General features: G+C 71.1%; 19 protein-coding genes. 6 read left to right on the top strand and 13 right to left on the bottom strand.

Annotated features, from left to right (window positions below; all coding sequences use genetic code 11):
* Positions 1-17 precede the first annotated feature (17 nt).
* Positions 18-389: a hypothetical protein gene (locus tag O7624_RS07030; protein ID WP_170863378.1), complete on the top strand. Its 372-nt coding sequence runs from the start codon at positions 18-20 to the stop codon at positions 387-389.
* Positions 390-1,046: 657 nt separating this feature from the next.
* On the opposite strand, the gene O7624_RS07025 is transcribed toward O7624_RS07030, so the two are convergent.
* Positions 1,047-2,186 carry a GDSL-type esterase/lipase family protein gene (locus O7624_RS07025; protein ID WP_282239398.1) on the bottom strand — a complete coding sequence of 380 codons (1,140 nt, stop codon included), beginning with the start codon at positions 2,184-2,186 and terminating at the stop codon, positions 1,047-1,049.
* A complete protein-coding gene (locus O7624_RS07020) occupies positions 2,186-2,764 on the bottom strand; it encodes a TetR/AcrR family transcriptional regulator (RefSeq protein ID WP_282239397.1) in 579 nt (192 codons plus the stop codon). The genes O7624_RS07025 and O7624_RS07020 overlap by 1 nt, the downstream gene beginning before the upstream one ends.
* 169 nt (positions 2,765-2,933) lie before the next feature.
* On the opposite strand from O7624_RS07020, the gene O7624_RS07015 reads away from it, so the two are divergent.
* A complete protein-coding gene (locus O7624_RS07015; RefSeq protein ID WP_282239396.1) occupies positions 2,934-3,428 on the top strand; it encodes a GNAT family N-acetyltransferase in 495 nt (164 codons plus the stop codon).
* Here O7624_RS07015 and O7624_RS07010 read toward each other — a convergent pair.
* Positions 3,400-4,947 (bottom strand): serine hydrolase domain-containing protein, encoded by a 1,548-nt coding sequence (locus O7624_RS07010; RefSeq protein ID WP_282239395.1) that lies wholly within the window; start codon positions 4,945-4,947, stop codon positions 3,400-3,402. The two genes, O7624_RS07015 and O7624_RS07010, sit on opposite strands and share 29 nt — an antisense overlap.
* A gap of 36 nt (positions 4,948-4,983) precedes the next feature.
* Between O7624_RS07010 and O7624_RS07005 the strand changes: the two genes are divergently transcribed.
* A complete protein-coding gene (locus O7624_RS07005) occupies positions 4,984-5,625 on the top strand; it encodes a TetR/AcrR family transcriptional regulator (RefSeq protein ID WP_282239394.1) in 642 nt (213 codons plus the stop codon).
* A gap of 59 nt (positions 5,626-5,684) precedes the next feature.
* Here the strand turns inward: O7624_RS07005 and O7624_RS07000 are convergent, their stop codons facing one another.
* Entirely contained in the window at positions 5,685-6,308 is a 624-nt protein-coding gene (locus tag O7624_RS07000) for a dihydrofolate reductase family protein (protein WP_282239393.1), read from the bottom strand.
* Positions 6,309-6,357: 49 nt separating this feature from the next.
* Positions 6,358-7,767: a DJ-1/PfpI family protein gene (locus O7624_RS06995; RefSeq protein WP_282239392.1), complete on the bottom strand. Its 1,410-nt coding sequence runs from the start codon at positions 7,765-7,767 to the stop codon at positions 6,358-6,360.
* A 215-nt stretch (positions 7,768-7,982) separates the two neighbouring features.
* Here O7624_RS06995 and O7624_RS06990 point away from each other — a divergent pair, with 215 nt between their 5' ends.
* Positions 7,983-10,007: a histidine kinase gene (locus O7624_RS06990; RefSeq protein ID WP_282239391.1), complete on the top strand. Its 2,025-nt coding sequence runs from the start codon at positions 7,983-7,985 to the stop codon at positions 10,005-10,007.
* A gap of 17 nt (positions 10,008-10,024) precedes the next feature.
* Here O7624_RS06990 and O7624_RS06985 read toward each other — a convergent pair whose 3' ends face one another.
* Entirely contained in the window at positions 10,025-10,630 is a 606-nt protein-coding gene (locus O7624_RS06985) for a response regulator transcription factor (protein ID WP_093403004.1), read from the bottom strand.
* 454 nt (positions 10,631-11,084) lie between these two features.
* On the opposite strand from O7624_RS06985, the gene O7624_RS06980 reads away from it, so the two are divergent.
* Positions 11,085-12,656, top strand: a complete 1,572-nt coding sequence (locus O7624_RS06980; RefSeq protein WP_282239390.1) for an alpha/beta hydrolase — start codon at positions 11,085-11,087, stop codon at positions 12,654-12,656.
* A 78-nt stretch (positions 12,657-12,734) separates the two neighbouring features.
* Here O7624_RS06980 and O7624_RS06975 read toward each other — a convergent pair whose 3' ends face one another.
* The 5 genes from O7624_RS06975 to O7624_RS06955 all read right to left on the bottom strand — a co-directional run bounded on the left by O7624_RS06975 (position 12,735) and on the right by O7624_RS06955 (position 18,899).
* Complete coding sequence (locus O7624_RS06975) at positions 12,735-15,101, bottom strand: hypothetical protein (protein ID WP_282239389.1); 2,367 nt, start codon at positions 15,099-15,101, stop codon at positions 12,735-12,737.
* The gene (locus tag O7624_RS06970) at positions 15,094-16,089 is read right to left on the bottom strand and encodes a glycosyltransferase family 2 protein (protein WP_282239388.1); all 996 of its coding nucleotides are present in this window, start codon (positions 16,087-16,089) and stop codon (positions 15,094-15,096) included. Before O7624_RS06970 ends, O7624_RS06975 begins: the two co-directional genes overlap by 8 nt.
* 151 nt (positions 16,090-16,240) lie before the next feature.
* Positions 16,241-17,629, bottom strand: coding sequence for a hypothetical protein (locus O7624_RS06965; RefSeq protein ID WP_282239387.1), 1,389 nt, complete (start codon positions 17,627-17,629; stop codon positions 16,241-16,243).
* Positions 17,626-18,135: a SigE family RNA polymerase sigma factor gene (locus O7624_RS06960; RefSeq protein WP_282239386.1), complete on the bottom strand. Its 510-nt coding sequence runs from the start codon at positions 18,133-18,135 to the stop codon at positions 17,626-17,628. Before O7624_RS06960 ends, O7624_RS06965 begins: the two co-directional genes overlap by 4 nt.
* A 104-nt stretch (positions 18,136-18,239) precedes the next feature.
* The gene (locus tag O7624_RS06955; protein WP_282239385.1) at positions 18,240-18,899 is read right to left on the bottom strand and encodes an NAD(P)H-dependent oxidoreductase; all 660 of its coding nucleotides are present in this window, start codon (positions 18,897-18,899) and stop codon (positions 18,240-18,242) included.
* 234 nt (positions 18,900-19,133) lie between these two features.
* Between O7624_RS06955 and O7624_RS06950 the strand changes: the two genes are divergently transcribed.
* Entirely contained in the window at positions 19,134-19,499 is a 366-nt protein-coding gene (locus O7624_RS06950) for a DUF1330 domain-containing protein (protein ID WP_282239384.1), read from the top strand.
* A 50-nt stretch (positions 19,500-19,549) separates the two neighbouring features.
* On the opposite strand, the gene O7624_RS06945 is transcribed toward O7624_RS06950, so the two are convergent.
* Positions 19,550-20,101, bottom strand: a complete 552-nt coding sequence (locus tag O7624_RS06945) for a TetR/AcrR family transcriptional regulator (RefSeq protein WP_282239383.1) — start codon at positions 20,099-20,101, stop codon at positions 19,550-19,552.
* A 70-nt stretch (positions 20,102-20,171) separates the two neighbouring features.
* Positions 20,172-22,145 (bottom strand): acyl-CoA dehydrogenase, encoded by a 1,974-nt coding sequence (locus O7624_RS06940; RefSeq protein ID WP_282239382.1) that lies wholly within the window; start codon positions 22,143-22,145, stop codon positions 20,172-20,174.
* Positions 22,146-22,166 lie beyond the last annotated feature (21 nt).

Genomic DNA, 22,166 nt, shown 5'->3' with positions numbered 1-22,166 from the left:
TGCGGAGGAGGCGCGAGGTGGGTCCTTTGGCGATCGTGGTGAGTCCCGGCCTGACCGGTGTCGCGAACGACCACGAAGCGGCACTCAGTGCGGTGGAAGATCTACGCGTGGATCTGCTCGAACAGGGTCTGATCTCGCACGACGAGGGCCCCGACGTACCGGGCACCAAGGGGTGGGAGCAGTACCTCACGATTCTGGTCGGCGGGGGAGGGGCGCTGGGCAGCGTCGTCGCGCTGTTCCACGCCTGGCTCAACCGCGACCGGCGTCGCTTCCTGATACTGCGTAAGCGAGTGGACGGCCGCATCGTGGCCGAGGTGGAGATCACCGGTGACACGGTGTCCGACGAGACGATCCGCGCCGCCCTGGAGCAGGTCGTGGACCTGGAGTAGGAGCGCGTTTCAGGTAGCGGTCGGCTGATTTCGGTGGGAGATCATGGACGGAGAGGACCCGGGCGTGACCGAGAGGCCGGAAGCCCATTCCGATCAAGTGGCAATTCTGGGCGTCGCGCTCGCGGCCACCGTCAGCATCGCGGCGGCTGAAGGACAGTGGGAACCGCTTGAAACAATCGTCGGCCTCGTTCTCGTTCTTGTCGTGGTGGCATTCCATGGCCGCCCAGGAGGCCAAGGTCGTGGTGAGGGTTGGGCCAGGCAGGCCGTCCTCGCATCTGTGCTGGCTCTCTGCTGTTGTCTGATCGTCGCCTGGCCACTGCAGAGCATCGGGTTTGACCTTTACTGGTTTCTCCCCGGCACCTGGGTTCTCACGGCTGTCGCCGGGTGGGCCTACCTGCGGTATGACCACCGTCGGCAGGCGGCGGTGTCACCTACGGTAGGCGACGCTGGGCCTGCGCCTGTCCCGACGCAACGAAAAGCGGCGGCGATCGACCACGACGGGGTGGTAGCAGCCGAGGCACGCCGGGCCACGTCCGGGCAGGCTTCGGCAGAGCATCGGTCGCGAAAGGACCCGAAGGGGGAATCGGAATCGGGTCCGTTCCGCAGCGGGTCGGTGGGGTCGGTGGAAGGGTAGATCGCGAGGTTGACGTCCAGGTGTCATCGGGTGAACGGGCCGGTGCCGGTGAAGGCGTATTCCGCGAACCGGGTGCCGATCCGCCGGTGGGCTTCGGCGCTCGGGTGCAGGCCGTCCGGTAGCGGAAGGTCGGTGGCGTCGGTCGGGCCGTACAGGGCGGTGCCGTCGAGGTAGTGCAGGTTCTTGTCGGCGGCACGGCGGTCGGCCAGCGAGCGCAACTCGCGCCGGATGACCTGGAGCGTCAGGCGTCCCAGCGCGACGTCCCCGGGTGTGCCGGTCGCGACGAAACGTACCTGGTCGGTGCCGATCGACTCGGGGTCGATCGCCCCCGGGCCGGGGGTGTCCTCGTGGATTCCGCAGAACAGCGGCGAGATCAGCAGCAGCGGGACGTCGGGGTGGCCGTCGCGGATCGTGTCGAGGAAACCGTGTACGGCGGGGACGAAGGTACGTAGCCGCATCCCGTCGAGGTTCACCACGTTGATGCCGAGCTTGACGCTGATGTAGTCGGCGGAGGCGTCGCGGATCACGCGGGCCAGGAACGGGTCGACGAACGCGCTGCCGCCCAGGCCGAGGTTGCGCAGTTCGACACCGGCCCGGCGGGCGGCGACAGCGGGCCAGACCTCGCTGGGCGCGAGGGCGTTCGAACCGTGACTGATGGAACTGCCGTGATGCACCCACAGCGGCAACGCGGCGTCGTCCGGCTCGATCGCGGCATCGGCCCGCAGGTCGACCAGTTCGATGCTCTCGTTGTGCGGCAGCCAGATCTCGATCCGGTGGCGGCCGGCGGGCAGCCCGGAAACGGTGGTCGTGTGCGCCTGTCCGGGATGGAGGGCGCTCTGGCCGCTGGTGAGATCGACATCGATCCGGTCGCCACCGGTCAGCGTGTCGCGGGCGGCGAGTGCGCCGTCGGCGTACACGTCGATGCGGCCACGCGGTCGGTCGGCGCCCAGGTAGGCGACCCGGGTCGGATGGGTCACCAGTTCCAGCGTGCTCGCCGCCGTCCGGAAGACGATGCGTACGCCGGACGGCTGGCTCTCCATCGCGAGCAGCTGGCCGTCCGGGAACTGCTCCCGTACCCAGGTCGGTAGCCGGTGCGGCCGGAGGCCGCGCGGAGTGGCCTCGGCCTCGGCGACGCCACGGAGGAGTTCGGATGGGACTGGCATCAGTGGTTCCCTTCGGTGGGCCAGAAGCGGAATGCGGTGTCGAGCGCGCTCAGCGCTCGCTGCCAGGAGATGTCGGGGGTGGGCTCGCGGTGCCCGAAGCTGCCGGCCACCTCAAGTGCGAGGAAGCCGTTGATTGTCGCGCCGAGCAGCCGGGTGGCATGCACGAGTTCGGTCTCCGGCAGCTGGTAGCCACGGAGCATCGCCAGCGTGAGCGCGGCCAGCCTGCCGGCGGAGTCCGACCGCACGGTGGTCGCCGCCGCCGGACGTTGCAGGGCGGCCCAACGGCCGGGGAACTGACGGGCGTAGTCGCGGTGCGCGTCGGCGAGAGCGGTGAGCGCGTCTCGCTGCGAGCGGCCACCGATCGCGATCGCGATCCGGTCGGCCAGCTCGCCGAGGGCCAGTTCCTGGACGCTGTCGAGCAGCGCGGACCGGTCACGGACATGCGAGTAGAGGCTCGCGGTCTGCACGCCGAAATGGCGGGCCAGCGCCGACAGGGTGATCGCGTCGAATCCTTCCCGGTCCGCCAACTGGGCCGCCGCGGCGATGACGACCGCCGGGGTGAGGTTCGCTCGTGCCATACCCACACCCTACACCCTTTAGATTAAAACCTAATAGCTTTAGGTTGCTCTCGGCGGCACCCCCGGGCCCATCGCTACGAGTGACACGATCTCCGAGACGGTGTTGCCGCCCGGACGCGGCACCGACGACGATGCCGAGCCCGTTACCGACGCGACTGGGGACGCCGCAATGAGCCCGCTCGACGACCTGATGATCCGTGCCGCCCACCGCGTCGACCTGGACGGTCTGGGCGAATTGGCGGGTTCGCGGGACCGCGCCGAGGTGCGTCTCCAGGCCGCCGGGCGAGGCGAGGAGGCGATGCTCGTCGCGGTGGCCGCCGACCGCGTCGTGGGGGTGGTGAGCGTCCGGTGGCGGGACGGCTGCGACACCCCCAACCCATGGCTGTACGGGCTGGCGGTGGTCGCGCCGGCCCGTCGCCGTGGGGTAGGAAGGGCGCTTGTCGCAGCCAGCGAAGCGGCAGGTGTGGCGCGCGGCGCCGACGCCATGAGTCTCGACGTCGACGTCGACGATGAGGCGGCCGTCTCGTTCTACCAGAGGTTGGGTTACGTGATCGTTCGACCTCACCAGCACCGCTGGCGCGCGGTCGACCCGCGTACCGGCGCGGTGACCGGCGAAGGCACGGCGCCGACGTGGATCATGCGTCGCCACCTTCCGGGAACATGATCCGCCCCGCAGATCCGACACCGGCCTCAGGGGCGGTACTCGGATCCAACTCTGCTGCCCGACGCCAGATGCGTACGGTGACGGCTGCGCGGGCCAGCAAGAGAACAGCGACGAGGAGCAGCCCGGCACCGAGCAGCGCGGCGAGGTCGGGCGCCCACAGGGAGACCTGGCCCAGCGTGACGCCGAAGTACGACGGCAGGGCGAGCAGGCCGGCACCGACGAGCAGCAGGGCCACCAGCCAGGCGACGAGACCCAGCAGACGCCGCCGGGACCCGGCGGCGACCGGCCGCGCCACCCGCCACAGCGAGCCGGCCACCGCCGTGAGCAGCAGCAGACACACCAGGCTCAGGCCGGACAGGAGCGCGGCGTAGGACGGCTCGTTGCCGTGGGTCTCGGGTACGGCTCCGGAGAGGATGGAAGCCAGGCCCCACGAGGTGTCCAGGAGCTGGTTCTCCTGGAAGCTGCCGTACGCGTTCTGCAATACCACCACGGCCCGGTCCTGCTCGGGCAGCACAACGATCCCGGCCTGGTAGCCCGGCGCGGCGCCGGAGTGCCAGACCATCGCTTGGTCGCTGCCGAACACCGGCCAGGTGCGCCAGCCGAGCCCGTAGCTCCGGCCGTCCCCGGTGGTCGCCACCGGACGGACCAGAGTGGCCCGCTGCTCGGCGGACAGGACTGCGCTGCCGTCGAGGTTCGCCCGGGCGAACGCTACGGCGTCCCGGAGGGAACCCCCGAGGTATCCGTAGCTGACACCGGCGGGGTCGAACCGGCTCGGGAACGCCCTCGGCTCGCCGAACACGTATCGATGGCCCGGCGGGAGCCGGTCTGCCGCATCGTCGGCCTCGATGATCGCGGTATTCATCCCCGCATGCGCGAGCAGCCGCTCACGAAGCACGTCGGCGAAGTCCCGGCCGGTGATCTCCTCGACGACAGCCCCGAGCAACAGGTAGTTGACGCTGGAGTAGAGGTGTTTCTCGCCGACGCCGGCGGCCAGGTGCACGTTGTCGAGGGCGTCGATGACGTCGCCCGGCCGCCGATCAACGTCGTAGCGGTCGGTCAGGTCCATCCGCTCCGGGATGCCGCCGGTCTGGCTCAGCAGATGGCGCAGGGTGATCGTCCTGGCTTCCTCGTCGGCCATGCCGAAGGTCGGCAGGTAGGTCGTCACGCGCGCGTCGAGATCCAGCTCCCCGGCCGTGGCCATCGACACCAGCAGGCTCGCGGTCACCGGCTTGGCCACCGATCCCCACAGGAACGGGGTGGCGTCGGTGATCGGCTCGCCGTCGCCGTCCGCGCCGAACGTCGCTTGGTGCTCCACTCCACCGGAGCCGACGATCGCGTACGCGACGCCCGGGACGCCGGCCCGGTCCATCTGTTCGGTGACGAAGGCGTCCAGCCGGCCCGGTTCGACGGCGCTGCTCGCCGCCGGTGCCGCCTCAACCGACCTGCCGGCTCCGACCCCTAGGTCGACTCCGGGCAGCGCGAGCAGCAGCGCGGCCACCCCCCGTTGCAATACGTTCATATGGCAACCGTAGCCATACGGCGGTATGGTCATCAAATGCCCCGCGTTGCCGACCACGACCAGCGACGCGCGCTCATCGCCCGGACGTTCCGGCGTCACCTGGTGGAACACGGCCTTCAGGCCACCACGTTCGCCCGCGTCGCCGCCGCTGCCGGCATCTCGGTCGGCCTCATCCAGCACTATTTCGGCAACCGCGAGGAACTGCTCCGATTCGTCTACGTCGACGCGCTCCGCCGCCGGGACGAGCGGATCGCGACGCACATCGCCGAGGGCGAGGCCGCCGAACGGCCGATTCGCGAGATCATCGCGACCGCGGTGGTCGAACTGCTTCCGCTCGACGAGATCCGGATCGAGGAGTTCCACGTCACCCAGAACCTGACCACCCAGGCCCTGCATGATCAGGAGCTCGCTGAGGTCGCGGCACGCGCCCACCGCGACCTGCACCTGCGCGCGTCGATCGCGGTGCGCAACGGGAAGCGGTGCGGCGAGGTCGACGTCGACGTCGACGTCGATACCGCCGCCGCCCGGATCCTCGCCACCACCTATGGTCTGGCTGCCAGCCTGATCCTGGTCGGCCCCGACGATCCGGCCCGTCGTCGGGCACCCGCGGACGCGGTCATCGACCCGGTCCTGGCGCTGACCTTCACCGGCCGCTGCCGCCACTACGCCCGGTCGTGATCCCACCCGGTGTTTCCATTCTCGGGTAGGTAGCGCTGGTCACAACAGACGGTCGACGGTCAGCGTCGGACCGCGTACCTGACATGGACGGCGTACGGCGACTGGTGGACCGAGAGGATCTCGAGGTCGAGGTCGCGGTCGAAGCCCTCGAAGAGCCGCTTGCCTCGGCCGAGCGTCACCGGAGCGGTGGTGATGCCGAGTTCGTCGACGACCCCCGCGGTGAGGGCCTGCCGGATGATGTCGGCGCCTCCGCCGATGGCGACAGCCCCGCCGTCCGCCGCTTTCCGGGCCGCCGCCAGCGCCTCGTCGAAGCCGTTCACCATCAGGAAGCCGCTACTCGGGTCGGGCTGGTCCTGAGTGCGGTGCGTGAGTACGACCATCGTCCCGCCGAACGGATTCTGGCCGCCCCAGGCACCGGAGCTGTCGTACATGCCACGGCCACACAGGCCGCCGGTCGCCCCGTCGAGCAGTGCGTCGTAGTAGGCGCGGTCCGCGTCGCTCATGCCTGCACCGGGCTCATGGTCGGTCTCGTAGGTCCATGGGCCGCCCATCACCCAGTAGTGCAGCCGCTCACCGCCGACCCCGAGCCCCTGGCCCTCACGGTCGTCCGGACCGGTGACGTAGCCATCCACCGACACGGTGATGGCGGCCTTGACCCGGCCGCGACTCTCGGTCGTGCTCATCCGCTGCTACCTCCAGTTGTCTGTCGGGTGTAGGCCCACCTGCGACGAATCATCGGTCTGCATTGTCAGGCAGGGGAGGCGCGGCGCGGGGCTTCCGCGCCAATCGCAGGACCGCCAGCGCGACCGCCAGCCCCGCCAGGCAAAGGAGCACCGGGCGCAGGGTCAACAACCATGGCCACCCCGGCCCGGACAGCTGGAGATCCGAGCGGGGGTACTCCAGGATCTTGGCGGTCCACCGTCCGGTGGGCACATCCATGCTGCGGGCCAGTTCCCGCAGCGCCGGGTCGAACGCGAAGCCGGGCCGCTCATGCAGGTACGCCACCGGTACGTCGGCGCGGTCGCTCAACCCGACGAGCGCAGCGGGCGGATCGGCGGCGGCGTCGGCACCGGGAACGAGCAGCCGGTCGACGCGTTCCGCGTCGCCGAGTTGTGCCCGGGGGACGAAGGTCAGGCCGTGCCGGGAACGGATCCGGTCCCCGGCCGCGAGCGCCACCGTCCGCGCGGCCTTGACCTCGGCGTACGGGGCGAACGCCGAGGCCAGTTCGAGCTCGCCCACACCATCGGTGAGCACCACCCCCAGGGTGGTCTCCCGCGCGCGGAAGCCGACGTTGAGCACGTGCAGAAGTGCGTCGCCGACGGCCAGCCGCGACCTCGGCAGGGCGGCTGCGCTGCCGGGGGAGTAGTGCCGCCAACCCACCGCCGTCGCGGCCGTCGCGGCGATGTCGGTACCCGCGAGCCGCTCCACCGCCCGCAACGTGCCGTCAACTGAGGACAACAGCCCGCCGGTGGTGATGACGTCGCCGTCGTCGAGATAGCGGACCCCGCGCTGCCAACGCACATCGGGATGGCGCTCCCGCAAACCGTCGAGCCGGTACCAATGCGTGGTCGCGTCGCGGCCGTCAAGTAGACCGGCCTCGGCGAGCAGTCGCGCGCCGGTGCACACCCCCAGCAGCAGTCCGCGCCGGGCGCTGTCGCGCAGCCACCCGGTCACCCGCGCGTCGCTGGACTCCGATGCCGGCATCTCCGGTACGACTGTGACGTCCGGCGCGGCACCACCCAGCCGCCGGTCCAGTTGCGCGAAGTCGAGATCGGGTACGAGATCGAGCCCGCCGAGCAGCGGCACGAGGCGACGTTCCGGCGCGACGGTGTAGACGTTGAACGCACCACTGGCGGCGAGAACCTCGTACGGGACGAGCGTGTCGGCGATGTTGGCGCCGTCGTTGCCGACGACGACCACGGCGGTGGGCTTACCGGGGTCGTGTGCCGGCGGAACGGCCGCCGCGATCGCCGCCGCGTCGGCGTCGGGTTGCGCGTACCGGTCCCGGTCGAAGGTGTGCAGGCCAGCGGCGAAGGTGGCCGCCGGGACGGCGAGGAAGGCGAGCAGCACCACCGCGCCTCGGGTAAGTCTCCGCACCACGCGGCGGCGGCCGGGAGGCGCCAGCTTCCCCGTGCTCCGCATGCTGACCTCCGCGACTGCTGACGACGGACCGTAGGTCGAGTCTCGTGCGGTGCGGACGCGGCGGACCAGTGCCGCCGAGCACGAGCTGGATGTGCGATCCGCATGGGCCGGAGGGTGCGCCGGGCACATCTTCGTTTCGGTGGCGGACGGTGGCGACTACCGTGCAGACGGCAGCAGCCGGCCAGGAACCGGCGAGGAGGAAGGTGCCAGCAGGAATGGACGCGGACCGGGGGCCGGCCCCGGACGCCCACCGGCACTCGTGGGTGTCCGCGACTGTCTTCCTCTGCCTGACCCTGCCCGTGGGCGCAGGGATCGCGGTCCACTGGGCGGGTCCGCTCGCCGGCGTGGTGACCATCCTGGCGTTCGCGCTACCGCTGCTGTACGCCGTACCGGCGACCCGGCCCTGGTGGGCGCGCCACCGCGCGCTCCTGCTCACCACCCAGGCGTTGCTGACCTACCTGCCGTTCGTGCTGTTCGGGGGTGACTGGGTGGTCGGCACGTCCGGTCTGCTGGGCGCGCTGCTGCTGTTGACGGTGGCGACGCCGATGTCATGGCTGCTGTTCGGCGTCGCAGTGGCGGCCGAGAGTGTGCTGCGCTTCGCCGTTGTCGGCCTGCCGCATCTCACCGGCCTCTCGGAGACCCCGCTGGTCCTCGTCCTACCGGTCTACGTCGGCATGGCCCTGTTCGGACTGGTCCGGCTCGCCGGCATCGTCACCGAACTGAACACCGCCCGGACCGAGCTGGCGACCCTGACCGTGGCCCGGGAACGCCTGCGGGCGGCCGAGCGACTGCGGGTGGCCGTCGGTGACCGGCTCGACACCGTGCTGGCGCATGCCCGGGCCGCACTCGCGACCGGCATCCGGAGGTCGGACGAGGCGCGCGAACGGCTCGACGAGGCGGCGCGCAGCGCCCGGCAGGCACTCGACCAGATCCGGGCAGCGGTGGCGTACGACCGGCCGGCGAGCATGCCGGACCCGTCCGCCGACCACACCACCCAGCCGACGTTGGCACCACGGCTCGCCCGACTCGTCCTCGCCCTGGTGCTGGCCGCCCTCGCGGCGGAGTTCACGGTCAGTGCCGTGGCCAGCTCCGCGAGCACCGTCGTCATGGCGGCCTCGGTCGCCGCCATCGTGCTGCTCGCGGTGCTTCAGCTCTACCACTCCACGGCGTGGCGGGACCGTGTCCGACCGCGCGGCTGGTCGTACACGCTGACCGGCCAGTTGCTGCTCACCTGCCTGGGCTTTGTCCCGGCCATGCACCCGGCCATCCACGGGCTGAGCGGTTTCGTGGCGGGTTCGGCGTTGCTGCTGCTGCCCCGCCCATGGGGTTGGCTGACCTTCACGGTGATCCAGGCGTCGATCGCGGTACACGCGCACGTGCTGCCCGACCTGGACACCGCCGACCTCGTCTACGCGCTCCTGGTGACGGTGACCACCGGCCTGGTCGTCCACGCGCTGTCCCGCATGGCGGCCCTTGCGGTGGAACTCGACGACGTACGCCGGCACCTCGCCCGGATGGCCGCCGTGCGGGAGCGGATACGGGTCGCGCAGGACACCCACGACCTGCTGGGTATGGGCCTTTCAGCGGTCGCGCTCAAGTGTGACCTGGCCCGGCGGCTGATCGGCCGCGACGACGCCGCAGCGCGTGCGGAGTTGCAGGCGTTGACCCGGCTGGCCCGGCAGGCACGGGCGGACCTGCGGACCGTGACCGCCGACGAACGTGTCCTCTCGCTCAGCGTCGAACTGGCTGCGGCGGCTGAGGTGCTCGCCGCCGCCGGTGTGGACGCCGTCGTGCGCGCCGAGCCGTCGGTGGCTCGGCTGCCCGAGCAACTGGACACCGTCCTTGCGACGCTCCTGCGGGAAGCGGTCACCAACGTGGTGCGGCACGCGCCGGCACGGGGGTGCGAGATCACGGTCGAGGTGGGCGAGGACACGGTCCGCCTCCGGGTCTCCAACGACGGCCTCCTGGGCGTCGCTGGCGAGCGTGGGCAACTGCGGCCACCTGGGCCGGACGCGCCTCCGGACACCGGCGGGCACGGGCTGTCCAACCTGGCCGGTCGGGTCGCTGACCTTGCCGGGCGGCTCTCCGTTCGGGTCCACGGCGGTCGCTTCGAGCTGACGGCCTGGCTGCCGCTGCCGGGCGTCCCACCAAGACAGCGCGGTGAACGGGCACCCGTCGTTGGCGACTCCGCCCACCGGCCGCCTGTTGTCGGCGGGTCCGTCCCAGAGCCGGAGACCTGACGTGCGGATCCGTTCCGCTACAGCCAGCCGGCCTCGGTGGCGATGCGGGCGGCGTCCACCCGGTTACGCGCGCCCAGCTTGGTGACGGCCGAGGCCAGGTAGTTGCGCACCGTGCCACGGGACAGGTGCAGGTCGGCGGCGATCTCGGCCGCCGACGCGCCGGCCGCGTGCCGGGTGAGGATCTCGGCCTCCCGGGCGGTCAACGGGTTGTCCGCCGCCTCCAGCGCCGCCAACGCCAGCTGTGACTCCACCACCCGTTCTCCGCCGGCCACCCGCCGGACCGCGTCGATCAGCTGCTCCGCCGGGGCGTCCTTGACCATGAAGCCGCTCACCCCGGCGGCGACCGCCCGGCGGAGATTGCCGGGCCGGCCCAGCCCGGTCAGGATCAACGTACGGCACTGCGGGAGGCGCTGGTGCAGTTCGGCCGCCGCAGTCAGGCCGTCGACGCCGGGTAGGTCGATGTCGACCACGGCGACGTCCGGGCGGTGCTGTAACGCGGCCGGGACGATCTCGTCGCCCCTGGCGACCGTCGTGACCACGGCCAGGTCGTCCTCAAGCCGCAGCACCGCGGCCAGGGTGTCCCGCAGGATGCGTACGTCCTCTGCGAGAAGAATCCGGATCACTCGTTCCTCCCGAGCCGATCGGCCAGCCGGCCCCGGTGCCGGCTCTGCCGCGCCCACGCCGACCGTACGCCGCGGCGCTCGGGGCCGTGCGGCCGCCACCCGGCGGTTGGACACATGAATCCGGGGTTTCCAATTCATCACGCAATTTGACCGGACGTTGCGGTCGGATGCCTCCTGGGTTAGCGCTAACACGGCGGCTGATTGTGACCTCTGCCATGTTGACATCCGTCGACCGGTTGCCGATTCGCGAGCTGTGACAACCGCCGTCTCCCCGGTGACCTCGCCATTCACGTGCGCCGTACGGCAACGGTGCCGTAGCTGGTCATTCCGATCAATCATGTCGCGTTCCAAATGGTATTGCCGGCGACATTTCTCGGTAACCCCGGACCGTGGCCCGGTCGCTACGTTCAGCATCGGCCGGCGGAAAGCCGGAAAATGATCTGGGAGAGGGAGCATGCGCAGAAAACTGATCCGGCGATTGCTCGCCGGGGTCACGGTGGGGGTGGTGCTGGCACCGCTTGCCGCGTCGTCCGCGTCCGCGGCCCCGATTGGGGACGTGCAGTGGATGCCGTGTGAGCAGGATGCCAGCGCCCTGTGCGGCACCCTGGAGGTACCGGTCGACTGGGCCGATCCGAACGGGCCGACAATCGAGTTGGCGCTGGCCAAGCGGCCGGCAACGGACCCGACGGTGCGCCGCGGGTCGCTGATCGTGAATCCGGGTGGGCCCGGTGGCTCCGGCGTCGACTCGGCGCTCTGGGCCACCTACGGCGACGAGCTGCGCCGCCATTTCGACATCGTCGGATTCGACCCGCGCGGGGTGGCCCGCAGTTCACCGATCATGTGTACGCTGGACAAGATCAACGATTTGCCGGTCGAGCCGATCAAAACGTCCAGCGCATTTGCCCGGATGGTGTCCGCGAGTCGCGCGTTGGCCGATGACTGTCGCGCCAACAGCGGGCCGGTATTCGACCACGTCGACACGCTACAGGTTATCCAGGACATCGACGCGATACGCGCCGCAGTCGGTGACACCCAGCTGAATTTTCTTGGGATGTCATACGGCACGCTGATGGCCCAGCAGTACGCGGAAATGTTTCCGAGCCGGGTACGCGCCATTGTGGCCGACAGCGTGATGGATCACAGCCAGGACGCGCGTGGTTTCGCCGTCACCCAGGCGGCCACCGGGCAGGATTCGTTCGACGAGTTCGTGGCCGGCTGCGCCCGGTTGCCGCAGTGCGCCCTGTACGGCCGGGACATCCGCCAGTTCTGGCAGCGGCTGCTCGACCGCGCCGCCCGGGGTGAGTTGCCGGACCCGGACGATCACACCTACAAGATCACCCAGCGGGATCTGGTCAACTTCGTGCTGGGCAACCTCAACTACCAGCCGTACTGGCTGGAGATCGCCGCCGAGTTGGAGCGGGTCGACGCGGGTCGGCCGTCGGGGACGTCGTCGGCGGCGCGGCAGTCGGCCGAGGAACCGCCGACCGTGGTGGCCTTCGCGTACCAGGCGGTGCTCTGCCAGGACTGGAACCTTAAGGCACCTGATGTCACCAGGTGGCGGTCGATTCTCGCGGACGCGCAGCGCGTCGCACCGGATCTGCCGGACCCGCCCCGGGCGTCGGTCGGCGCGATCTGCCTGGGCTGGCCGACTTCGGCGGACAACCCGCAGCGGCGGATCGACCCGACAAACGATTCGCAACTGCTGCTCGTCAACTCGCTGCACGACCCGGCGACCGGTTACAACTGGGCGCTCGGTGCCGCCGACCAGTTCGCCGACCATGCCGAACTGCTTACCTACGAGGGTTGGGGGCACATCGTGTACGGCCGCGTGAGCTGCGCGGACGAGGCCATCGAGGCGTACCTGATCGATCAGGTGGTGCCGGCGGAGGGTACCCGTTGCGCCGCAGCCCCGCCGCCGGGCACGACGTCGGCCCGTGGCCGGGCGCCGAGCCAGGACTCCGGCCCCGCCGCGCAGCCGCCGGTGCCGCTGCGCAGTGACCCGGCGTTGCCGACCTGGCTGTTCTGACCGATCGGGACGGAGGTGGTCGGTTCGCCTCGGCGAGCCGACCACCTCCGTCGCTGCCCGAGCCGGTCGAGTCGCGGGTCAGGGTAGTTCGTGGATGGTGACCGGGCCGGCGGTGTAGCGGACCGGGGCCAGCCGGGCCAGGTCAGTGGAGACCGGTCCGGCGTTGGTGTCGGCGAGTAGCCAGCGCACCCCGTGGGTGTCGTGGAGCCGGGCCAGGTCGGCGGGGGTGGGGGCGGTGAACACCCGCTCGTTGAGGGTGAACACGTCCGGGTCCGGGGCGGGCTGTCGGGGGTAGCGGTATCCGTCGCGGCCGTGGGCGGCGAGGGTGGCGTCGGCGTACGCCCAGCTCTCCACCAGGGCGCGGCGTCCGCCCAGTCCGGTGACCCAGTAGGCGCGGGCGTCGCAGTGCGGTGTGGACCGTACCGGTCGGCAGTGCACGTTGGTGGCGACCAGGTCGTAGGGTTCGGTGTGCTCGTTCAGCCAGAGCGCGGCCCGCATCTCGGCCTCGGTCACCACCAGCTGCTGGTTGATGGCCCCGAGCGGATCCTCGCGGGCGAGCAGGTGCCGAACCGGAATCTCCACTCCGACGGCGAGGCTGGCACCGAGCAGTGCCGTGACCGTCCCGGCCAGCGCCGACCGGCCGAGCAACGTCGTCCGCGTCGGCCGGCCCCGCCGACGGACCAGGGCGGCACGGCGGGCAGAGACGGCGGCCCTGGGCCACGTGAGCAGCAGCGCCTCCACCGCGACGGCGAGCAGCGCGGCCAGGACGATCAGGGCGGCGTACCGGGCGGCCGACCACCCGAGTGCGGTCATCCAGTCGTCGGCGTTGGCGAGGCGTACCGACTCGACGGCTCGCTCCGCCTGGGTCAGCACGGGCGGCGACCCGAGCGGCGGGGCGAGAAGGTGCGTGAGTACACCGAGGAGACCGGCCGTCACGAGCACCGGCCACCGTACCCGGCTCCGGGCGAGTAGCCAGCCGGCGAGCAGCGCACCGAACGGGATGACGGGTAGCCAGAAGTAAACCTGACTGGCGGAGGGATGGTAGGTCAGCCAGGCCACGGCGAGACCAGCGGCGACGGCACCGGTGAACAACCAGGCGACCGGATCGCGTCGGGCCGGTGTGGCCAGCAGCAACCCGCCGGCCAGCCGGGGTGCCTGCCGCAGCAGCCACGAGCCGAACAGGGCCGCCGCGAGCAGCCACGCGGCGTTCCTGTCCGCCTCGGCCAGGCCCGGCGGCAGCAGGCCCCCGAACCGGGCGCCCTCTTCCGCGCCGTAGGTCTGCTGGTAGGGCAGCAGATGGCGGATCAGCCCGAGCGGTTGGGCCCGCAGGGTGCCCGCGCCGCCACCGGCGAACAACCGGTAGCCGACGGCCATGGCGACGACCAGCGAGGCCAGCAGCGCGAACACCCGCCACGGCACCCGACGACGACGGACCCAGGCGGCCAGCGCGGCGAGACCGAGGCCGGCGATCAGCGGCGGCAGGGCGCTGGACTTGGCGCCCGCGCAGGCCAGGCCGAGCGCCGGGACCAGCACCCAGGCCGGGCCGAGGGCCCGCCCGCGCAGCACCTGGACGCAGACGGCGGCGAGCAGCATCAACAGCGGCAGCGCGTACGTCTGAGAAAGGCTGGCGTACGACAGCGCGCGGGTCCACGGGATGTCCAGCGGCGAGCCGAAGGTCGGCGAGGCGCCGAGATACCCCACAGCGGCCACCAACGGCCCGACCCACCAGCGTCCGGCCAGCTCGCGGGCCAGCGCGGCGGTGACCAGCGCGGCCACCCAGCCGACCGGCACCACCCACAGGTGCAGCAGCACCGTCGCCGGTGGCACGCCGGTGATCATGCTGGCGCTGGCGACGTGCGCGTCGGACAGATAGTGGTAGCGCAGCGGCTCCCCGGCCAGGTGCGGCAGCTCGAAGGGCATGGTCCGGGTGAGTTCGTGCACCAGCCCGAGGTGGTAGAGCAGGTCTGGGTAGTAGGCGTAGTCGGCCGGGGGCAGCGGCAGCATCCGCCAACTGGCGTAGCCCCAAACGGCGATGAGCAGCAGTACCCCGCAGATCGCCCAGTGCCAGCCCAGCGGCAGCCGTCGACCGGGACCGGTACGCCAGTGCTTCCGCAATCGGGGTACGGCCAGGAAAACGACTACCACCGGCAGCGGCCACCACCGCAACAGGTGCTGGCCGTCGGTGGCGGCGGCGACCGCCCAGGCGGCGAGTTCGAGCAGCAGGCCGGTGGCCGCGCCGTAGCCGAAATCCTCGGGCAGGTTACCCCGGCTGCCGCGTAGCGCACGGTGCACCAGGGTTCCCGGCAGCACCACCGCCAACGCCCAGTACGCCACGAACGCTCCGACGTCGGCGATCGGTACCCCGCCGTGCCACCAGCCGACCGGCACTACGGTGAGTACCGCCAGCCAGGGCAGCAGTGCGGCGAATCGACGCAGGTCAGCCACGGAGAGCAGCGACCGGCCGGCCGTTGGCCGCCTGATGCTCCAACGTGGTGGGCGGGTCGTCGGCGGTGTCCGAGCCGATGTGGAAGGCGGGTCGGTTCTGCATGGCGGCGTAGATCCGGCCGACGTACTCGCCGAGCAGGCCCAGGCAGACCAGCTGCACCCCGCCGAGCAGCAGCACCGCCACGAACAGCGAGGTCCAGCCGGGGATGGTCACCCCGCGCAGGTGCCCGACGACGCCAAAGACGATCAGCGCCAGGCAGGCCAAGAAGCTACCCGCGCCGAGCCAGGTGGCCAGCCGCAGCGGAGCAGCGGAGAAGTTGGCGACGCTGTCCCAGGCCAGCGCGATCATGCGCGGCAGCGGGTACTTCGTCTGCCCGGCGTGCCGGGCCTCGCGTACGTAGCGGACCTCGGCGCTGGGAAAGCCGAGGGCCGGGATGAGCAGCCGGTAGACCGGGTTCTGCTCCGGCAGCCGGCGTAGCGTCTGCACCACCTCCCGGCTGACCATTCGGAAGTCGCCCGCCTGAGCCGGCACCTCGGCCCCGACGATCCGCCGCATCAGGCGGTAGTAGGCCCGAGCGGTGTGCCGCTTGAAGACCGTGTCGGTGCTGCGGTCGGCGCGTACCCCGTACACCACTGCGGCACCGGCCCGAGCGAGCCGCAGCATCTCGGCGATGGTCTCCGGCGGGTCCTGGAGGTCGGCGTCGAGGCTGACCACCCACCGGCCGCGCGCCCGGTGCAGGCCGGCGGTCAGCGCCGCCTGATGGCCGCTGTTGCGACGCAGCCGCACGATCCGTAGCTGTGGCCAGTCCCGCGCCTGCGCGGTGAGCAGCGTGACCGTGGCGTCCCGACTGCCGTCGTCGACGGCCACTACCTCGTAGTCGACGTGCAGACCGTCCAGCACCGGGCGGAGCCGGGCGACGAGGCCGGCTATCACCGCTTCCTCGTTGTACATCGGAATGACCACGGAGAGCGTCGTCTCTCCGGTCATGTCGGATCGCATCGTCTGCCGGCCCCGTCCCACGCAGAGTCCACCTCAGAGCATCCGCGCAACGTGCGCAGGCGGTCACCCTGCCGTGACGAGTTGACGCCTGCCTGGCGCTGGCGTGAACGGCCACTGAATGCCGCTCAGCGCTCCAGCGTCACCGGGCCCCGGCTGACCGTCGCACCCGGCGGTTCTCCCACCAGAGCGTGAGCTGTTCCCGGCGCCGGTAGGCCGCCACCGCGCTCACCGCCAGCATGATCCCGGCGGTCCAGATCCAGAACCGGCCGCCGACGCCGCGCGGCGGGTCGGCGACGCGGGTCTGACCGGCCCGGATCACCTCGTCGGCGATGTCGATGGAGACCACCTGCCGGGGTGCGGTGAGCAGCGTGGTCGGTGGCTGACCGTCCGGCGGCAGCGACAGCACCTCAACACTGCCGATATTGCCGTACATCGGGCGGTCGTCGTTGGGGAAGGGCCTGGTGTAGGTCGCTGCCTCGGGCGGATGGGGAAGGTAGGACACCACCCAGGGCACGCCGGTCGCCGTCCAGCCGAGGAGTTGGAGGCCGACCACGTCGTCGACACCGGCGGTGCCCAACGCCCCGCCGTCGGCTCCCGTGGCCGGCTCGATCCGGCGCAGCGTCCACCTCGCGTCATCGCGCCGCGCCACCGTGAGCCACCGCCCGTCCGGCGTCCAGGCCCCCTTGCCGGCCAGCTCGGTACCGGGCGCGAGCGGAAACGAGGCGATCACGCTGCCGTCGATGTGCGCGACCGTGACCACGCGCCCGGTCTGCCAGGCGAGACGGTCCCCACCGGGCGCGAAGGCGACGACCACGCCCGGCACCGTGCCGGATGGCGCCTCGGCCAGCCGGACCGAGCTGCCGTCGTCCAGCCGGATCAGATTGAGCAGGCGCCGGTGATCACTGCGGTCGAGGTGGATCGGCACCGAGTCACGGACCACAAGTGACATCCCGTCCGGCGACCAGGCGGCCGGTTCCGTGCCGACCGTCCCGGCCACACCGCTGCGCAGCTGACGGGTCGCACCGGTGACCAGGTCGATGATGTCGACCCGGGGATCGCCGCGCTGCGGGTCGTGGGCGATCCACCGGCCCTGTGGGGAGAGCACCACGTCCGTGCCGGCGGTCATCTCCCAGCCGCTGCGGACGACCCGGTAGGCGTCGGTGTCGCCGTCCACCACGGTGACGAGACTGCACTCGTCGTCGTAGGTCAGGCGTCCGGCCTCCCCGGTGAAGATCACCGAGGCGGGACCGGTCCGGGGCCGGTCCGTGGCGTGCAGGCTCCCGAGGGGCGGCAGGCCGATCCGGTCCGGCAACGCTCCTGGCTCGTCTCGTCCGGCCGGATCCACCGGCGAGGTACGGGCTGCCGGCAGTACGAGCCCGCCGAGCACCACCAGCACGAGCGCGGCGGCCACCGCCGTGGCTCGACGCCGTCGCGTGCGGCGCGCCGTCGCCAGAGCACGCTGTTCCACCTGGTACGCGGGAACCTGCGCCGCCGTGGTGTGCAGCACGTCCCGTAGCCGCGTGGTCATCGCGCGCTCCTCTCCGGCACCGGGTCGACAAGTTCCGGGGCCACCGCGCGAAGCCGGACCAGCGCGTCGTGCCCATGCCGTTTCACCGTCCCGACCGAGCAGCCGAGTACGGCGGCCACCTGCGCCTCGGTCAGGTCCTCGTAGAAGCGCAGCACGATCACGGCCCGCTGCCTGGGGGTGAGCTGGCGTAACGCGGCGGCCAGCGTCACCCGGAGGGCAGCGGCGTCGCTGGGGTCCGGGTGACCGGTCTGCGCAGGCGCCGGGTCGGCCTCCAGCCGTTCGGTGAACCGACGCCGCCGCCACCAGGAGACCTGCTGGTGGTACATGACCCGGCGCACGTACGCCTCCGGGTCACCGCCGCGGATCCGCCGCCAGTGCCGGTACGTTCGGGCGAGTGCGCTCTGGAGAAGATCTTCGGCCAGTTGGTGGTCGCCGGTGAGCAGGTAGGCGGTCCGGGACAGCGCCGGTGAACGGTGCACCACGAACTCGTGGAACGTCTGGCTCATCGCCACCCCCTCGGCAGAAGTAAACGCCTCCTGCCGCGCGGATGGTTGAGGGCGAGGTGGGACCGGCGCGGGGCGTCCCGCGCCGGCCTGCCTCACCCGCCCCCTCAGGCCGGGACCGGCAGGTCACCGAGCGCGCGGCCGGCCTCCCGAGCGGCCTTCAGGGCCTCGGCGTGCATCTGCGCGGCCTGGTCGGTGAACGAGTCAAGGGCGGGGTTGACGCCGACGAGGGTGAACTCGCGCTCGACCACTGTGAGGTCGGCGCCCCAGCAGTCGGCGAGGATGCGGCGCAGGTACGGCGTCGCGTGGTCCCAACCCTCCCGGGGCGTGCCACCGCCGTACGCCCCACCACGCACCGTCGCGAGCACGACCCGCTTGCCCGCCAGGAACGGCTGGGCGAACGCTCGCTGGTCGGTGCTTACCAGGTCGACGTACGCCTTGAAGTGCTGTGAGACGCCGTAGTTGTAGAGCGGCACGGCGAACAGGATGGCGTCGGCGGCGAGCAGCTCGTCCACAAGTGTCGCGGCGAGGGCGACGGCCTCGCGCTGCTCGGTGGTGTGCTCCTCCGGCGCGGTCGTCCCGGCGGTGACCGCCGCGGCCCAGGCGGTCGCGGGCAGGGGATCGACGCCGAGGTGGCGACGTTCGATCGTGTCACCGGGGCGCGCGGCGAGCCACTCCGCCTCGACGATGTCCGCGATCTCGCGGCTCGCCGAGCCGTGGGTGCGGATGCTGGCATCCAGTCGGAACAGGGTCACGACAACTCCCATGAGTCTGAGGTTCAAGCTTGAATCCGACGATAGCCAGACTTGATTCAAGCTTGAACTGAATGGGAGATGTCTCACCCTGACGTGGGCCTGCGAGGCGTCGAGGCGCGACCGCGAGGATCCTCGGGCAATCGAGTGTGGTGGCTCACGCGCCTCGGGTGTGCGGCCCTGTTTAGATTACGCTCATAATCTAAACAGGGCCGCGTCCGCGGCTCTCCCCTGACCTGGAGGTCCGCGATGAGCACCTACCTGATCAACCACTTGCGCATTCCCGGCGGTGTTCCGAACGAGGCCGGGCTGCGCTACCTCGAGCAGGTCGAGGCCACGGTGAAGCCGTACGGCGGGAAGTGGCTTGCCAACGGCGAGGCGAGCACGGTCGAAGGCGCGTGGCCGGGCCTGGTCGTCCTCATGGAGTTCCCCGATCGCGCCGCGGCCGAGCGGTGGTACGCCTCGCCCGAGTATCAGGAGATCCTGCCTCTGCGGGTCAACAACTCGATCTCTGACATCGTGCTGATCGACAGCCTTCCGGCCGACTACACCGTCCGGGGCTTCGCACAGCAGGTGCGCGCCGCGATCGCCGCGGCAACCGGTTCCGACAGCTGAGCGGTGCGGGGCGGAGTCGTGGCGACTGCCACGGCTCCGCCTTCGCGTGTTCAGTCGGCCGGCGGAGAGGCGGCCTCGCGCACCGCGCCCAGGATTTCCTCCGACACCTCCGTGCCCGCCGTCGCCCGGGCCAGGAGCAGGCCGCCGACGATGGTGGACAGGGCGGCCAGACCGGCGTTGCCCGGCGCGATCCAGCCGGCCATCTCCCGGACGCCGGCCGCGTACGTCTCACGAGGCCCCGGGTCGTGCGCGACATCACCGGCGAATCCGGCCGCTGGGCAACCCGCGCCCGGGTCGTCCCGGTGCTCGACCGACAGGTACGTGTCCAGCAGCGACGACCATGCCGCCGCGTGGTCCGCGGAGCCGTCCTGCAGGTCCGACAGATAGCGCAGCATGTCGATGAAGCCCAGGTGTACGGCCTCGTCGACGAGCGCCGCCTTCGATGCGAACTGCTTGTAGAAGCCACCCTGGGTCAGGCCGACGGACCGCATCACGTCGCCCACGCTGACGTTCGGTACGCCCTGTTCGCGGAAGAGTCGCGAGGCGGCCTTCACCGCCGCTGCCCGATTGGCCTGTGCCTCAGCCTTGGATGCCCGACTCATCTGCCCACCTTCACCGTGGCCACCGAACTGTCGGGTTATAGATTACCCGCAAAATCTAAGCAGCCACGCCTCAGGCGGAGGCGGTGTCGTGGGCGGTCATCGTCTCCTGGCGACCGGGTTCCTCCCTCAGGATGGCGGCGTGCAGCCAGATGTCCGGGATGGCGAATCCGTCCACCAGTGTCCGCATCTGTGGGCGCAGCTCCTTGAGCAGGCCGTTCACCACGGCGGTGATCGCCTTCGAGCGGGCCGGTGTGAGCCGGCCGTGCTCCAGCAGCCACCCCTTGTGGGCCTCGATGACGCTGAGGGCGTACAGGTCGCAGACGCGGGAGAGCAGCGCCCGGACCGCCGGGTCCGCCGTGTCCTCGATGCCGGCGACGAACGCCTCCAGGGTGATCCGGTCGATGTGCGCGGCGGCGGCGGTGAGGACGTGGTCCTGGACGTCGTTGAAGATGTCGAACGGGCGGTCCTGCTTGCTGGAAGCGCCGTTACGCAAGCGGCGGATCGCCCCTTCGAGCAGATGCTTCTCGCGGTCGTCGAAGATCTTCAGCTGCCAGCCCCGGTCGGTGACGGCGACCTCCTCGTCGCGGCCCGGCACGGCGCTGATCAGCTGCTGGATCAGCGACCGTGCGGCGGTGCGTTCGAGCACCATCTCCCGGACCTGCTCGGCGACGAAGGAGGCGCGACCCCAGCCGTCCAGCGAGCCGAACTCGTCCCGGTAGCCGGTCAGCAGCCCCTTGGCGACAAGTTGCAGCAGGACCGTGTTGTCGCCCTCGAAGGTGGTGAAGACGTCGGTGTCGGCCCGCAGGCCCGGCAACCGGTTCTCGGCCAGGTAACCGGCGCCGCCACACGCCTCGCGACACAGCTGGATGGTGCGGGCGGCGTGCCAGGTCTGCGCGGCCTTGAGCCCGGCGGCGCGGGATTCCAGCTCCCGTTGCCGGCGCTCGTCGACCGGGCCGTCGCCGCCCTGCACCTCGTGCACCGCGGCGACCAGCTCGGCCTGGGCGAAGTGCAGCGCGTACGAGGTGGCCAGGGCGGGTAGCAGCTTGCGCTGGTGGGCCAGGTAGTCGTTGAGCAGCACCTCCCGCTCAGCGTCGGGGGTGCTGAACTGGCGGCGGATGTCGCCGTAGCGGACCGCGATGGTCAACGCCGACTTGGTGGCCGACGACGCGGCGCCACCCACGCTGACCCGGCCACGGACCAGGGTGCCCAGCATTGTGAAGAAGCGTCGGGAGTCGTTCTCGATCGGGCTGGAGTAGGTGCCGTCCTCGGCGACCTGGCCGTACCGGTCCAGCAGCATGTCGCGGGGCACCGTCACGTGGTCGAAGCTGAGTCGCCCGTTGTCCACGCCGAGCAGGCCGGCCTTGGCCCCCGCGTCGCCGATGGTCACGCCGGGCAGCGGGTTGCCCCGCTCGTCACGGATCGGCACCAGCCACGCGTGTACGCCGTGCCGCCGCCCGTTGGTGACCAGCTGCGCGAAGACCACCGCCATCCGCCCGTCCCGGGCCGCGTTGCCGATGTAGTCCTTGCGGGCCGCCTCGTGCGGGGTGTGCAGGTCGAAGGTCTGCGTCCGGGGATCGTACGTGCAGGTGGTGCGCAGCTGCTGGACGTCGGAGCCGTGCCCGGTCTCGGTCATCGCGAAGCAGCCCAGGATCCGGCCGGAGATGATGTCCCGAAGGTAGGCGTCGTGGTGACGCCGGGTGCCCAGAGCCGCGACCGCGCCGCCGAACAGACCCCACTGCACGCCGGCCTTGACCATCAGCGAGAGGTCGACCTGCGCCAGCATCTCGGTGGCGATGATCGAGCCGCCGACGTCGGATCCGCCGCCGTACTGGGTGGGAAAGGCCGACGCGATACCCAGCTTGACAGGCAGCTCGCCGAGCAGTCGGGTGATCCGCTCACGCGCCTGGTCACCGGTCTCGCCGTACACCGGGAGGAAGCGTTCGTCGAGATGCCGACGGTGCGCGTTGCGGACCTCGGCCCACGGTCCGTCGAGCACCTGCTGAAGGCGGGCGAGGTCGACGGGGCCGGGCGCTTGACTGGGCATGGCTACCTCGCAGGATGCTGG

Source organism: Verrucosispora sp. WMMD1129, assembly GCF_029581255.1.
Classification (GTDB): domain Bacteria; phylum Actinomycetota; class Actinomycetes; order Mycobacteriales; family Micromonosporaceae; genus Micromonospora; species Micromonospora sediminimaris.
Note: the sequence above shows the minus strand (reverse complement) of the source record. Positions and strands in the feature narration are given on the sequence as shown.

Coding starts and splice junctions, on each gene's coding strand:
- O7624_RS07025 (WP_282239398.1), bottom strand. CDS start 2,186: ATGCCAGTCCCATCCGAACTCCTCCGTGGCGTCGCCGAGGCCGAGGCC.
- O7624_RS07020 (WP_282239397.1), bottom strand. CDS start 2,764: ATGGCACGAGCGAACCTCACCCCGGCGGTCGTCATCGCCGCGGCGGCC.
- O7624_RS07015 (WP_282239396.1), top strand. CDS start 2,934: ATGAGCCCGCTCGACGACCTGATGATCCGTGCCGCCCACCGCGTCGAC.
- O7624_RS07010 (WP_282239395.1), bottom strand. CDS start 4,947: ATGAACGTATTGCAACGGGGGGTGGCCGCGCTGCTGCTCGCGCTGCCC.
- O7624_RS07005 (WP_282239394.1), top strand. CDS start 4,984: ATGCCCCGCGTTGCCGACCACGACCAGCGACGCGCGCTCATCGCCCGG.
- O7624_RS07000 (WP_282239393.1), bottom strand. CDS start 6,308: ATGAGCACGACCGAGAGTCGCGGCCGGGTCAAGGCCGCCATCACCGTG.
- O7624_RS06995 (WP_282239392.1), bottom strand. CDS start 7,767: ATGCGGAGCACGGGGAAGCTGGCGCCTCCCGGCCGCCGCCGCGTGGTG.
- O7624_RS06990 (WP_282239391.1), top strand. CDS start 7,983: ATGGACGCGGACCGGGGGCCGGCCCCGGACGCCCACCGGCACTCGTGG.
- O7624_RS06980 (WP_282239390.1), top strand. CDS start 11,085: ATGCGCAGAAAACTGATCCGGCGATTGCTCGCCGGGGTCACGGTGGGG.
- O7624_RS06970 (WP_282239388.1), bottom strand. CDS start 16,089: ATGACCGGAGAGACGACGCTCTCCGTGGTCATTCCGATGTACAACGAG.
- O7624_RS06965 (WP_282239387.1), bottom strand. CDS start 17,629: ATGACCACGCGGCTACGGGACGTGCTGCACACCACGGCGGCGCAGGTT.
- O7624_RS06960 (WP_282239386.1), bottom strand. CDS start 18,135: ATGAGCCAGACGTTCCACGAGTTCGTGGTGCACCGTTCACCGGCGCTG.
- O7624_RS06955 (WP_282239385.1), bottom strand. CDS start 18,899: ATGGGAGTTGTCGTGACCCTGTTCCGACTGGATGCCAGCATCCGCACC.
- O7624_RS06950 (WP_282239384.1), top strand. CDS start 19,134: ATGAGCACCTACCTGATCAACCACTTGCGCATTCCCGGCGGTGTTCCG.
- O7624_RS06945 (WP_282239383.1), bottom strand. CDS start 20,101: ATGAGTCGGGCATCCAAGGCTGAGGCACAGGCCAATCGGGCAGCGGCG.
- O7624_RS06940 (WP_282239382.1), bottom strand. CDS start 22,145: ATGCCCAGTCAAGCGCCCGGCCCCGTCGACCTCGCCCGCCTTCAGCAG.